The following is a 13,481-nucleotide window of genomic DNA, read 5'->3' on the forward strand; positions in this document are numbered from 1 at the left end:
CCCAGCCGCCGAACCGATTCCCCCAGCCGCCTGTCTGTTCGCCCCCACGCCGGCCGGTCGCCGTTCTCCCTCGCCGGCCGGTCGCCGTTCCGTTACTCCCCGAGCTGGCTTCGTAGCCACTGTTCCACCTCGCCCACATGCGCGGCCGCTGCCGCGCGTGCCGCCTCCGGGTCGTGGGCGACCAGGGCGCGGTGGATCGCCGCGTGTTCGCGGCGGGTGCGGGCGAATGCGCCCTCCTCCTGGTAGCCGCGCCACACGCGGGCGCGGAAGGTCCGCGACGACAGGCCCTCCAGGATCGCGGCCATGGTGTCGTTGCCGGCGGCCATGGCGATCTCGCGGTGGAAGGCGAGGTCGTGGGCGAGGATCTCCTCGGGGTCGTCGGTGGCGTTCATCGCGGTGAGATGCTTCTCGACCTCGGCCAGCTGGTCCGGCGTGATCCGGGCCGCCGCCAGCGCGGTGGCCGTCGACTCCAGGATGCGCCGCACCTCCAGCAGCTCCACCAGCCGCGGCCCGCGCGAGAGATCGGCCACGACACCGAACGTCTCCAGCAGATCCCCGGCCTCCAACTGCGTCACGTAGATGCCCGAACCGTGCCGGGCCTCCAGGACGCCCAGGACCGTCAGCGCGCGGATCGCCTCCCGCATCGAGCTGCGGGACATGCCCAGTTGGGCGGCTAGGTCGCGTTCGGTCGGCAGGCGCTGACCGGGTTCCAGGCGGCCCTCGGCGATCATCCCCTTGATCCGCTCGATGGCGCGTTGCGTCACCGTGCCCTTCTGCGGGGCGGTCTCGTCCACGCCGTTCCTCCTGTCGCCGGTGCGCCGCAGTCTAACCCCCGGGGTGGTCGGACCAATACCGTCATGAGAGGCGAAAAAATCGCGTCGGAGGGTGTTGTTTCCCGGAAGTGGTCTGATAAATATGCGGGCATCTGCTCGAACCCGCTCAACGAGGAGCCGCCCACATGCCCGGCACGACAGCGCGCAAGCAGTACAGGTCACGGATCGTCGGCGCGATGGCTGCGGTCGTCGGCGCCTCTCTCCTACTCGCCGCCTGCGGCAGCACCAAGGACACCGGCTCCGGCAGCGCCGGAGGCGGCGGGACCGGCAAGGTCGGGGTGATCCTGCCCCTGCTGACCTCGCCGTTCTGGCAGTCGTACAACGACTACGTGCCGAAGATGGCCAAGTCCGAAGGCGTCGACGCGCTGAAGACGGTCAACTCCAACAGCGACCCCTCGCAGCAGATCACCGACATCAACAACCAGCTCAACCAGGGCGTCAAGGGCCTCGTCGTGGCCCCGCTGGACAGCGCCGCCATCGAGGCCGGCCTCGACCAGGCGGAGCGCAAGGGCGTGCCGGTCGTCGCCGTCGACGTGGCGCCCGACAAGGGCAAGGTCGCCATGGTGGTGCGCGCCGACAACGTCGCCTACGGCACCAAGGCCTGCGACTACCTGGGCCAGCACGTCACCAGCGGCAAGGTCGTGCAGATCATGGGCGACCTGGCCTCGGTCAACGGCCGCGACCGCTCCCAGGCCTTCCGCAGCTGCGTGAAGACGAAGTACCCCAAGCTCAAGGTCCTGGAGATCCCCGCCAAGTGGGAGTCCGACACGGCCGCCTCCCAGTTGGGCACCCTGCTCAACGCCAACCCCGACATCAAGGGCATCTACATGCAGGCCGGCGGCGTCTACCTCGCGCCCACCCTGCAGACCCTGAAGTCGAAGAACCTGCTGAAGGCGGCGGGCCAGAAGGGCCACATCGTCATCGTCTCCAACGACGGCATCCCGCAGGAGTTCGACGCCATCCGCAAGGGCGAGATCGACGCGACCGTCTCCCAGCCCGCCGACGCCTACGCCAAGTACGGCATGTACTACATCAAGGCGGCGATGGAGGGGAAGACCTTCAAGCCGGGCCCGACCGACCACGACTCGACCATCGTCAAGCTGCCGAGCGGCATCCTCGAGGACCAGCTGCCCGCGCCCCTGGTCACCAAGGACAACGTCGACGACCCCAAGCTCTGGGGCAACACGGTCAAATGAGCGCATCCGACAGCCCGGTCGTACCGCTTGTCGAGGCACGTGACATCGTCAAGCGGTACGGCCCCACCACCGCCCTCGCCGACGGCCGGCTCACCGTGCTGCCCGGCGAGTCCCACGCCCTCGTCGGCCGCAACGGCGCCGGCAAGTCGACCCTGGTCCGTGTCCTCACCGGACTGGAGGCGCCCGACGAGGGCACGGTCCGTTTCGACGGTGAGCCCGCGCCCGCGCTCACCGACCGCGACGCCTGGCGCCGCAAGGTCGCCTGCGTCTACCAGCACCCCACCGTCGTACCCGAGTTGACAGTGGCCGAGAACCTCTTCATCAACCGCCAGCCCCTCCAGCGCGGCTTCATCAGCTGGCGCAGGCTCCGCGGCGAGGCCGCCCGGCTGCTCGACACCTGGGACGTCCGCGTCGACCCCGACGCGCGCACCGCCGACCTCAAGGTCGAGGACCGTCAAATGGTGGAGATCGCCCGGGCGTTGAGCTTCGGCGCCCGCTTCATCATCCTCGACGAGCCGACCGCCCAGCTCGACAACCGTGAGATCGAGCGGCTCTTCGCCCGTATGCGCGGTCTGCAGGACTCGGGCGTTACCTTCCTGTTCATCTCCCACCATCTGCAGGAGGTGTACGAGGTCTGCCAGACCGTCACCGTGCTGCGCGACGCCCGCTGGATCACCACGGCCCCCGTCGCCGAACTGCCCAGGGCGGCCCTGGTCGAGGCGATGGCGGGGGAGTCCATCGAGGTGATCGCCGAACAGGGCCTGCGGGAAAGGGCCGTCGACGACGCGGCCCCCGTCCTCCTCGACGCACGCGGGCTCACCTCGGAGGCGTACCAGAACGTCGACCTGACCGTCCGGCGCGGCGAGGTCGTCGGCCTCGCCGGCTCCAGCGCCAGCGGCAAGATCGAGCTGGCGGAGGCCTTCGCGGGTCTGCGCACCCCGACCGGCGGTACGGCCGAACTCGACGGCGAGCGGCTGAAGTTCGGCTCGGTGCAGGCCGCTCTGGGGGCCGGCGTCGGCTGCGTGCCGCGCGACCGGCACGAACAGGGCCTGGTCGCCGGCATGAGCATCGGCGACAACTCCACCATGACCGTCCTGGACCGGCTCGGGCGCTTCGGCTTCATCGGCACCGACCGCAAACGCGGCTTCGCCGCCGAGCTGATCGACCGCCTCGACATCCACGCCGAGGGCCCCGAGCAGCCGGTCTCCGCCCTGTCCGGCGGCAACGCGCAGAAGGTCGTCATGGCCCGCGCCCTCGCCTCCGAACCCAGGCTGCTGGTCCTCATCAACCCCACCGCGGGCGTCGACGTGAAGTCGAAGGAGTCACTGCTCGCCCGCGTGGACAGCGCCCGCGAGGACGGCACCGCCGTCCTGGTCGTCTCCGACGAACTCGACGACCTCAGGCGCTGCGACCGCGTTCTCGTCCTCTTCCACGGCCGTGTCGTCGCCGAGCACTCGGCGGGCTGGCGCGACCACGAGCTGATCGCCTCCATCGAAGGAGTTGACCATGGCTGACACCAAGGCTCCGCCGGTGAAGCCGGTGAGGGTGCCCGATGCTCGGTCGGCTCGCGCAGTGCTGGTGCGCCGCGCCCGCGAACTCGCTCTGGTTCCCGCGCTGTTGCTGCTCCTTCTGCTCGGTGCCCTGCTGAACGACTCGTTCTTCACCGAGGACACCCTGATCTCCATCCTGGCCTCCTCCGCCGCGCTCGCGATGGTGGTGCTCGCCGAGTCGCTGGTCCTCATCACGGGCAAGTTCGACCTGTCGCTCGAATCGGTGGTCGGCGTCGCTCCGGCGGTGGCGGCGCTCCTGGTTCTGCCGGCCGCCCAGGCCGGCTGGGGCACGGAACTCCCCGCCGGGCTGGCCCTGCTGGCCATCCCCCTGGTGGGCGCTGTCATCGGTGCCTTCAACGGCATCCTCGTGGTGAAGGTGAAGCTCAACGCGTTCATCGTCACGCTGGCGATGCTGATCATTCTGCGCGGGCTCCTGGTCGGCGCCACCAAGGGCAAGACATTGTTCGGCATGCCGGACGCGTTCTTCTCGTTGGCCACCTCCACGTTCCTGCGCATCCCGCTGTCGGTCTGGGTCGCCGCCGCGGCGTTCGCCGTCGCCGGTCTGGTGCTCAAGTACCACCGTGTGGGCCGCTCGCTGTACGCCATCGGCGGCAACCTGGAAGCGGCTCGCGCCGCAGGCATCCGCGTCGACCGTGTCCGGCTCGGCGTCTACGTCGTCGCGGGTGTGCTCGCCTCGCTCGGTGGCCTGATGTACACCGGTTATGTCGGCGCGATCGGCGCCAACCAGGGCCAGAACATGATCTTCACGGTGTTCGCCGCAGCCGTCATCGGGGGCATCAGCCTCGACGGCGGCCGGGGCACCATGTTCGGGGCTCTCACCGGCGTGCTGCTGCTCGGCGTGGTCAAGACCATGCTCACCATGGCCCAGGTGCCGTCGTTCTGGATCGACGCCATCTACGGCGGGATCATCCTCGTCGCTCTCATGATCGCCCGCCTGACAACGGGCCGCGCCCAGGACTGACCCGCCCTGACCCCGCCACCGACCGAAAGGCACTCCGTGTCCCCGACGCCCGTCCGCATCACCGCGGTCGACACCTACGACATCCGGTTCCCGACCTCGCGCGAGCTCGACGGCTCCGACGCGATGAACCCGGACCCCGACTACTCGGCCGCCTACGTCGTGCTGCGCACCGACGACGAGGACGGTCCGCAGGGGCACGGCTTCACCTTCACCATCGGGCGGGGCAACGATGTCCAGGTCGCCGCGATCCACGCGCTGCGCCACCACGTGGTCGGACGGTCCGTCGACGAACTGTGCGCCGACCCGGGCCAGGTCTACCGCGACTTGATCGGGGACAGCCAACTGCGTTGGCTCGGGCCCGAGAAGGGCGTGATGCACATGGCGATCGGCGCGGTCACCAACGCCGTGTGGGACCTCGCCGCCAAGCGCGCCGACAAGCCCCTGTGGCGGCTGCTCGCCGAGGCCGACCCCGAGTGGCTGGTCGGGCAGATCGACTTCCGGTACCTCACCGACGCCCTCACCCCCGTGGAGGCGCTGGAGATCCTGCGCCGGGGCAGGCCGGGCGCCGAGGAGCGCACCGCCCGGCTGCTGGAGCGCGGCTACCCCGGCTACACCACCTCCGCGGGCTGGCTCGGCTACAGCGACGAGAAGCTCACCCGGCTCGCCGCACAGGCCGTCGCCGACGGCTTCACCCAGATCAAACTGAAGGTCGGCGCCGACCTCGAGGACGACATCCGCCGCTGCCGGGTCGCCCGCTCGGTCGTCGGACCGGACATCCGCATGGCCATCGACGCCAACCAGCGCTGGGACGTGGCGGAGGCGATCCGCTGGACCAAGGCGCTGGCCGAGTTCGACCCGTACTGGATCGAGGAGCCCACCAGCCCCGACGACGTCCTCGGCCACGCCGCGATCCGCGAGGCCGTCGCCCCGGTCAAGGTGGCCACCGGCGAGCACGTGCAGAACCGGATCGTCTTCAAGCAGCTGCTGCAGGCCGGTGCCCTCGACGTCGTCCAGATCGACGCGGCCCGCGTCGGCGGCGTCAACGAGAACCTGGCCATCCTGCTGCTCGCCGCCAAGTTCGGCGTCCCGGTCTGCCCGCACGCCGGCGGCGTCGGCCTGTGCGAACTCGTCCAGCACCTGTCGATGTTCGACTACGTGGCGGTCACCGGCACCACCGAGAACCGGGTCATCGAGTACGTCGACCATCTGCACGACCACTTCCTCGACCCGGTGGTGATCCGCGAGGGCCACTACCAGGCACCCGCCGCGCCCGGATTCTCGGCCGCCATGCGTCCCGAGTCGATCGCGCGGTACACCTTTCCCGACGGCGACTTCTGGGTCGCCGACCTCGACGAGAAGAAGGGACAGGCGGCATGACCGACTTCGAGGGGCTGAAGGCCCTGGTCACCGGCGGAGCCTCCGGCATCGGACGGGCCACGGCCGAACTCCTCGCCGCCCGCGGCGCCCAGGTCGCCGTCCTCGACCTCGACCCGTCCCCGGTGGAGAAGCCGCTGCTCGGCTTCCGGGCGGACGTCGGCGACGACACCTCCGTACGAGAGGCGGTGGCCGCCGCGGTCGCCGAGCTCGGCGGTCTCGACGTGGTGGTCAACAACGCGGGCATCGGCGCCCAGGGCACCGTCGAGGACAACGACGACGCCGAGTGGCACCGGGTCCTGGACGTCAACGTGGTCGGCATGGTGCGCGTGACCCGCGCCGCGCTCCCGCATCTGCGCGCATCGCGGCACGCGGCGATCGTCAACACCTGCTCCATCGCCGCCACCGCCGGCCTCCCGCAACGCGCGCTCTACAGCGCGACCAAGGGCGCCGTGTACGCGCTGACCCTCGCCATGGCCGCCGACCACGTCCGCGAGGGCATCCGCGTCAACTGCGTCAATCCCGGTACGGCCGACACCCCCTGGGTCGGCCGCCTGCTGGACAAGGCCCCCGACCCCGCCGCCGAACGCGCCGCACTGGAGGCCCGCCAGCCCACCGGCCGCCTGGTCTCCGCCGCAGAGGTCGCGGGCGCCATCGCCTACCTGGCCAGCCCACTCTCCGGAGCCACCACCGGCACCTCCCTCGCCGTCGACGGCGGCATGCAGGGACTGCGGCTGAGGCCGGTGGGCCGGTGAACATGCCGCATGGACTCGGTCTCGGAGCGGCCGGCATCGCCGGCCTCTACACCGAGGTCACCGACGAGCAGGCGTACGAGGCCGTCTCCGCCGCCTGGCGGCGCGGCATCCGCTACTACGACACCGCACCCCACTACGGGCTCGGCGTGTCCGAACGCCGCCTCGGCGCGGTCCTGCGCGAGCACCCGCGTGAGCAGTACACGCTCTCCACCAAGGTCGGCCGCCGTCTTGAGCCCTCGTCCGAGGGCGGGGACGACCTCGCGCACGGCTTCGCCGTCCCCGCCACCCACCGCCGGGTGTGGGACTTCACCGCGGACGGCATCCGCCGCACCCTCGACGCCAGCCTGGAACGGCTCGGCGTCGACCGCGTCGACATCGTCTACCTGCACGACCCGGACGACCACGCCGAACAGGCCTTCCGGGAGGCGTATCCCGCGCTGGAGAAGCTCCGTTCGGAAGGCGTGGTCGGCGCGATCGGCGCGGGGATGAACCAGGCCGAGATGCTCACCCGTTTCGTCCGCGAGACCGACGTCGACGTGGTGCTGTGCGCCGGCCGCTACACCCTGCTCGACCAGAGCGCGCTCACGGAGCTCCTCCCCGCGGCCCTCGCCCGGGGTGTCTCGGTGGTGATCGGGGGAGCCTTCAACTCGGGCCTGCTGGCGGATCCGAAGCCGGGGGCGACCTACAACTACGCTGCTGTGCCACCCGAGTTGCTGGACCGGGCCCTTGGCATGCAGGCGGTCGCAGAGCGGCACGGCAGCACCCTGCGGGCCGCCGCCCTCGCCTTCTGCGCGGCGCACCCGGCCGTCACGAGCGTCCTGGTGGGAGCCCGTTCGGCGGCGGAGGTCCACGACTGCGCCGACCAGTACGCGACGCCGGTGCCCGCCGCCTTCTGGCAGGAGCTGCGCGAGACCGGACTGCTCCCCACGCATGCCCCCGTACCCGCCGAGGAACCGTCATGAGAGTCGCCCTGCACACCAAGGTCCGCGCGGACCGCATCGCCGAGTACGAGGCCGCCCACCGCGAGGTCCCCAAGGAGCTCACGGACGCCATCCGCGCGGCCGGCGCCACCTCCTGGACCATCTGGCGCAGCGGCACCGACCTCTTCCACGTCCTGGAGTGCGAGGACTACAGCCGCCTCCTCGCCGAGCTGGAGAAGCTCCCGGTCAACATCACCTGGCAGGCCCGGATGGCGGAGCTGCTGGACGTGGTGCACGACTACTCCTCCGAGGGCGCGCAGGCGGGGCTGCCCGTCGTCTGGGAGCTGCCATGACGGTGGACGCCCACCACCACGTCTGGGACCTGGCGGTCCGCGACCAGGACTGGATCCCCGAGGGCAGCCCGCTGCGGCGGACGTTCACGGTCGCCGACCTCGAACCCGAGGCGCGGGCCGCCGGGGTCGACCGCACGGTCCTGGTCCAGACGGTCACCGTGCCGGAGGAGACCCCCGAGTTCCTGGAGCTGGCCGCCGCGCACGACCTCATCGCCGGCGTGGTCGGCTGGACCGACCTCACCCGTCCCGACCTCGCCGACGAACTGGCCCGGCTGCGGGAACTCCCCGGCGGCACGTACCTCAAGGGCATCCGCCACCAGGTCCAGGGCGAGCCGGACCCCGAATGGCTGCTGCGCCCGGACGTACGCCGGGGTCTCGCGGCCGTGGCCACCGCGGGCCTGGTCTACGACCTGGTCGTCCTGCCCCACCAGCTCCCCTCCTGCGCCAAGGCGGCGGCGGACCTCCCCGAACTCACCTTCGTCCTCGACCACCTGGGCAAGCCCCCGATCGCCTCGGGCACCCTCACTCCCTGGTCCACCGACCTGCACGCCCTCGCCGCCCGACCCAACACCGTCGCCAAACTCTCCGGCCTGGTCACGGAGGCGAACCCCGCAGGCTGGACCACCGACTACCTCCGCCCGTACGCCGAGACGGCCCTGGAGGCCTTCGGCCCGGACCGCCTGATGTTCGGCTCGGACTGGCCGGTGTGCACGGAGCGCGCGACCTACGGACAAGTCATCGACGCAGCGCGCCAGTTGACGTCCCCCACCGAACACACCCAGCTCTTCGAGACCACGGCCACCCGTGTCTACGGCCTCTAGACCACCGCTACGACCGCTGCGCCACCCCCGTGAGCCGCGTGGGCGGCAGGTACTCCCGTACGTAGGTCCGCTCCCAGCACGCCCCCGTCTCCCGTAGCTCCCGCCAACTCGTGTACCGGTAGCGGAAGAGGCGGGCGCGGATGTAGCGGGGCGGGGCGTCGGACGGGAACGGGGAGCGACGCAGGAGGCGCAGGGTGTCGCGGTCGTTCTCCAGGAGCCGCTCCACCAGGGCGCCGAACCAGGAGCCGGCGTATCCGGGCGACAGCGCGGCGAACCACATCAGCCAGTCCAGGCGCAGATGGTAGGGCGCGAACTGGCGTGGCCAGTGCCGTGGATCGCCCGGCTTGCCCTTGAACTCGTACTCCCGCCAGTCCGAGTCCTCCCGCGGCACGTCGTCGTCGGTGCCCTCGATCACCACCTCGTACCGGATCCGGCTGACGCTCCCGAACGCCCCGTAGGTGTTGACCAGATGGAGCGGGTCGAAGGAGCGGTTCATGATCTGGCGGCGGGAGATCATGTTGCGGACGGGGTGGTAGCTCAGCCCCGCGAGGAGGACGGCGACGGCCAGCACCAGGACCTCGTACCAGAGCGGGGTGGCCGGGACCGTGGACGGCGCGTCCTCGGGGAGCCGCAACGCGGAGGCGGCCAGGACGATGGTGATCCAGTTCAGCCAGGAGAAGTTGCCCGACAGCACCAGCCAGAGCTGGGTGACGATCATCAGGGAAGCGGCGGCCGTGGCGATCGGCTGGGGTGTGAACAGCAGGAGGGGCACCGCGAGTTGGGTGACATGGTTCGCGGCCACCTCCACCCGGTGTGCGGGCTTGGGCAGATGGTGGAAGAACCAGCTCAGCGGGCCCGGCATCGGCTGGGTCTCGTGGTGGTGGTCGAGGCACGTCAGCTTCCGCCAGCACGCGTCACCGCGCATCTTGATCAGCCCCGCGCCGAACTCGACACGGAAGAGGATCCAGCGCAGGAGGAACAGGACGACGACCGGCGGGGCCACCTCGTCGTTGCCGACGAAGACCGCCAGGAACCCCACCTCCAGCAGCAGGGACTCCCAGCCGAACGCGTACCAGGTCTGACCGACGTTGACGATCGACAGATACAGGGCCCAGGGGATCAGCCACAGAAGCATCCCGGCCCAGAGCGGGACGTACGAGTCCAGCCCGGCGGCCAGTGCCCCCGAGACCGCGCAGCCCGTCCAGGCGCAGACCGCGAAGAAGCGGTCCGAGTAATGGAGTTGGAAGACGCTCGGGGCCTGCCGGAAACGCACCCGCTGCACGAACCGGGGGACCGGCAGCATGCCGCGCTCGCCCATCAGCGCGCGGAACTGCAGGGCCGCCGTCAGGAACGCCACCAGGTACACGCCGGCCAGGGCCCGCTGGAAGACCAGCCGGCTCATCCAGTACTCGGGTGCGGTGAACCAGTCCACGGCCGTGCGCTCCTCACCTCATCGTCGCGCCGAACCCTATGTCACTCTCCGTGTAACCCTTCTCCGCTTGCGTAACCCAAGTGAGTGAAGCAGACAATAGTGACGAATTGCCTGCGTCGAGGCTGGAGGACGAGGTGCGGACAGTCACCGGAACCCTCGCCACCGCCTGCGCACTCTCGGCGGCGGTCATCGCCGTCGGCTGCGCCGGCAGCGGCGGGACGGAGACCAGGTCGAGCGGTGAGGTCTTTCTGCTGCCGGCCGCGGACCAGGGACCGGACCCGTTCACCCCGTCCACGGCCACCACGACGCCCACCCCGTCCGCCGCCGCCCGCGGGGCGCGGATGGTGGGCGCCCCGAGCGCGCGGGCCCTCTCGGGCAGCACCCCCGGGCTGTACGCCGGGACCGCGCGCGTCGGCTCTTGCGATGTGAACCGGCAGATCGCCTACCTGACCTCCGACCCGGCCGAAACACGCGCCTTCGCCCGGGCCGAGGGCGTCACCGAGGCGTCCGTCCCGGACTTCCTGCGCGACCTCGCGCCGGTCCTGCTGCGCGCCGACACCCGGGTCACCGACCACGGCTTCCGCCACGGCCGGACGACGGACTTCCAGTCCGTGCTCCAGGCCGGCACCGCCGTCCTCGTCGACGACCGGGGCGTACCGCGCGTGCGGTGCGCGGGCGGCAACCCCCTCGCTCCGGCCGTCGCCGAACGGGGCCGCTTCGGCACCAAGGGCCGCTCCTGGTCCGGCTTCCGGGCCGGCCAGGTGATCGTGGTGACCCCGGCACCCCAGGCGATCACCACCGTCACGATCGTCGACGTCGTCCACGGCGGCTGGATCGAACGCCCCATCAGTCACGACGTGCACCGCGACCACGTCATACCGCCACCGGCCGGGGAGACCCCGGCGACGATGCCGACACCGCCCGCCAGCCCGGACGCCGGCGAACCAACCGCCACCGCGGCCGCGCCGGCCGACGACCCGACGGCGACGGTCACCCCGGCACCGACGCCCGGCCTGACGACCACCGTCTTCGACAGTCCCACGGACGTCTTCGACGGCTGAGCGGTCGTCCGCAACCACGGGACGGGCACTCGACGCAACAATCCGGTGCCTCCCGGTCGAAGAATCAGCCAAACCCTGGCAAGGTGGCCCCATGGTTGATCGGGGAGCGAGCGCCCTGTCACTCCCGGACGACTGGCCCGCCCATCCGGACCCGATCCTGGCGCTCAACCAGATGGGCAGTTTCGACTGGGACCTGGACAGCGGTCTGTTCCACATGGACGCCCAGGCCCACGAGGTCTTCGACCTGCGCCCCGACGAATACGACGGCCGTCCCGAAACCCTCGCCGTCCGGGTCCCGCCGGCCGAGGCCTACCGCCTCGACACCGCCGTCACCCAGGCCATGAAGGACGGCAGCGAGAACTACGGCGCCTACTTCCGCGTCCGCCGCCGCGACGGCAGCCTGCGCTGGACCCACACCCAGGGCTACATCCGGCGCGACGAGACCGGCCGCCCGCGCCGGATCATCGGAATCGTCCGGGACGCCACCCAGGAGCTGATCGAGAGCGCGGCCCGGCAGGAGCAGGCCGCCCTGGACGAGGCCCGGCGCCGGCAGACCAACGTCGTCCAGCTCACCACGGCCGCCCTCGCCCACGCCCGCACCGTCCAGGACGTCATCGACGTCCTCAAGGACACCCACGGACTGACCCATCTCGGCGCGACCAGCCTGGTCATGGGCCTGGTCGAGGCCGGCCGGATCCGGCTGATCGCCGAGGGCCCCGAGGGCAGCTTCGTACCCGGCACCCTCGTCACCGGTATCGACGAGCCCTACCCGATGAGCGAGGTCGTACGCACCCTCAGCCCCCGCTTCATCGAGTCGCCCGAGGAGTTCGCCAAGGGCTTCCCCGTCCTGTGGCCGCACATCACCGACCTGAACATCACCTCGGCGGCCTATCTGCCGCTGATCGTCCAGGCCCGCCCGATCGGCGCCATGGGCCTGCTCTACAGCGACCGGCGCGGCTTCTCGCCCGACGAACGCAACGTGCTGGTCGCCCTCGGCAGCAGCATCGCGCAGAGCCTGCAGCGGGCCATGTTCTACGAGCAGGAGAAGGACCTCGCCTCCGGTCTCCAGCAGGCGATGCTGCCGCGCACCATCCCCAGCGTGCGCGGCGCCGACGTCGCCGTCCGCTACCGTGCCGGCGCCGCCGCGGGCTCCCTCGCCCGTGACATCGGCGGCGACTGGTACGACCTGATCCCGCTGCCCGGCGGCCGGGTCGGGGCGGTCATCGGCGACGTCCAGGGCCACGACACCCACGCCGCGGCCGTCATGGGGCAGCTGCGCATCGTGCTGCGCGCCTACGCCGCCGAGGGCCACACCCCGGCGACCGTCATGGCCCGCGCCTCCGTCTTCCTGCACGAACTCGACACCGACCGCTTCGCGACCTGCCTGTACGCCGAGGCCGACCTGTCGACCGGGGTGGTACAGGTGGTGCGGGCCGGGCACATCGACCCGCTGATCCGGGAGGCCGACGGCGTCTGCCGCCGCATCCCCGTCGAGGGCGGGCTGCCGCTCGGCCTGTCCGCCGAGTTCCGCAGCCTCGACTACCCCGTCGGCACCCTCGAACTCGATCCCGGCAACACGCTCGTGCTGTGCACCGACGGCCTGGTCGAACAGCCCGGCGCCGACCTCGACGACGGCATGCAGACCCTGACCGCCCTGATCGCGGCCGGCCCCGACGACGTCCGCGATCTCGCCGACCGCCTCATCGACATCGCCGAGGCCCGCGGGGGCGACGACGACGTGGCCCTGCTCCTGCTGCGCCGCCGCGGACTGGACACCCAGCAGTCCGGCGGCCGGCTCCAGCAGCACGTGGCACCCGGCGACCCCGAGGCCCTCACCCAGGCCCGGCACATGATCAGGGCCGCGGTCCGCGCCTGGGGCGCCGAGGACCGCGCGGACGAGGTCGAACTGGTCGCCGACGAACTGGTCACCAACGCGCTGATGCACACCGAGGGCGCGGCGATCGTCACCCTCCGGGTCCTCACCGGCGGCGACCGGCGGCTGCGCGTCGAAGTGGAGGACTCCTCCAGCGCCCTGCCGCGCCGCCGCGAGGCGGGCGAGTCGGGGGTCTCGGGGCGCGGGCTGATGCTGGTCGACCTGCTCACGGACGCGTGGGGGGTGGAGGCGCGCGGCGGCGGCAAGTGCGTGTGGTGCGAGTTCGTCGTGCCGGGACGGGACTGAACCCGCCTGTCGTTGTCGGTGCCGG

12 protein-coding genes are annotated in these 13,481 nt (G+C 71.3%); 10 read left to right on the forward strand and 2 right to left on the reverse strand.

All coding sequences use genetic code 11. The features are described 5' to 3' along the window. Positions 1-92 precede the first annotated feature (92 nt). Positions 93-794, reverse strand: coding sequence for a FadR/GntR family transcriptional regulator (locus GRC12_RS01975; protein WP_208776856.1), 702 nt, complete (start codon positions 792-794; stop codon positions 93-95). 164 nt (positions 795-958) lie between these two features. Here GRC12_RS01975 and GRC12_RS01980 point away from each other — a divergent pair, with 164 nt between their 5' ends. From GRC12_RS01980 to GRC12_RS02015, 8 genes are read left to right on the forward strand one after another with little or no spacing between them, the layout of a single operon-like run. Further along, positions 959-2,029: a sugar ABC transporter substrate-binding protein gene (locus tag GRC12_RS01980; protein ID WP_208776857.1), complete on the forward strand. Its 1,071-nt coding sequence runs from the start codon at positions 959-961 to the stop codon at positions 2,027-2,029. Then, the gene (locus tag GRC12_RS01985) at positions 2,026-3,543 is read left to right on the forward strand and encodes a sugar ABC transporter ATP-binding protein (RefSeq protein ID WP_208776858.1); all 1,518 of its coding nucleotides are present in this window, start codon (positions 2,026-2,028) and stop codon (positions 3,541-3,543) included. The genes GRC12_RS01980 and GRC12_RS01985 overlap by 4 nt, the downstream gene beginning before the upstream one ends. Next, positions 3,536-4,561, forward strand: a complete 1,026-nt coding sequence (locus GRC12_RS01990) for an ABC transporter permease (protein WP_208776859.1) — start codon at positions 3,536-3,538, stop codon at positions 4,559-4,561. The genes GRC12_RS01985 and GRC12_RS01990 overlap by 8 nt, the downstream gene beginning before the upstream one ends. A gap of 36 nt (positions 4,562-4,597) precedes the next feature. After that, positions 4,598-5,938 (forward strand): L-fuconate dehydratase, encoded by a 1,341-nt coding sequence (locus tag GRC12_RS01995; RefSeq protein ID WP_208776860.1) that lies wholly within the window; start codon positions 4,598-4,600, stop codon positions 5,936-5,938. Further along, entirely contained in the window at positions 5,935-6,690 is a 756-nt protein-coding gene (locus tag GRC12_RS02000; protein ID WP_208776861.1) for an SDR family NAD(P)-dependent oxidoreductase, read from the forward strand. Before GRC12_RS01995 ends, GRC12_RS02000 begins: the two co-directional genes overlap by 4 nt. A gap of 2 nt (positions 6,691-6,692) precedes the next feature. Then, on the forward strand, positions 6,693-7,652 hold the full coding sequence (locus GRC12_RS02005) for an aldo/keto reductase (protein ID WP_208776862.1): 960 nt from the start codon (positions 6,693-6,695) through the stop codon (positions 7,650-7,652). Then, complete coding sequence (locus GRC12_RS02010) at positions 7,649-7,963, forward strand: L-rhamnose mutarotase (protein ID WP_208776863.1); 315 nt, start codon at positions 7,649-7,651, stop codon at positions 7,961-7,963. Before GRC12_RS02005 ends, GRC12_RS02010 begins: the two co-directional genes overlap by 4 nt. Further along, positions 7,960-8,784 carry an amidohydrolase family protein gene (locus tag GRC12_RS02015; RefSeq protein WP_208776864.1) on the forward strand — a complete coding sequence of 275 codons (825 nt, stop codon included), beginning with the start codon at positions 7,960-7,962 and terminating at the stop codon, positions 8,782-8,784. The genes GRC12_RS02010 and GRC12_RS02015 overlap by 4 nt, the downstream gene beginning before the upstream one ends. Positions 8,785-8,791: 7 nt before the next feature. Here GRC12_RS02015 and GRC12_RS02020 read toward each other — a convergent pair whose 3' ends face one another. Continuing rightward, positions 8,792-10,216, reverse strand: a complete 1,425-nt coding sequence (locus tag GRC12_RS02020) for a lipase maturation factor family protein (RefSeq protein ID WP_208776865.1) — start codon at positions 10,214-10,216, stop codon at positions 8,792-8,794. 107 nt (positions 10,217-10,323) lie between these two features. On the opposite strand from GRC12_RS02020, the gene GRC12_RS02025 reads away from it, so the two are divergent. Both GRC12_RS02025 and GRC12_RS02030 read left to right on the forward strand, forming a co-directional pair. Further along, entirely contained in the window at positions 10,324-11,277 is a 954-nt protein-coding gene (locus tag GRC12_RS02025) for a DUF6777 domain-containing protein (RefSeq protein ID WP_208776866.1), read from the forward strand. Positions 11,278-11,368: 91 nt separating this feature from the next. Continuing rightward, positions 11,369-13,456, forward strand: a complete 2,088-nt coding sequence (locus tag GRC12_RS02030; protein WP_208776867.1) for a SpoIIE family protein phosphatase — start codon at positions 11,369-11,371, stop codon at positions 13,454-13,456. Positions 13,457-13,481: the final 25 nt, after the last annotated feature.

The sequence above is a fragment of the Streptomyces griseorubiginosus genome, assembly GCF_017614965.1.
Taxonomy (GTDB): domain Bacteria; phylum Actinomycetota; class Actinomycetes; order Streptomycetales; family Streptomycetaceae; genus Streptomyces; species Streptomyces griseorubiginosus_B.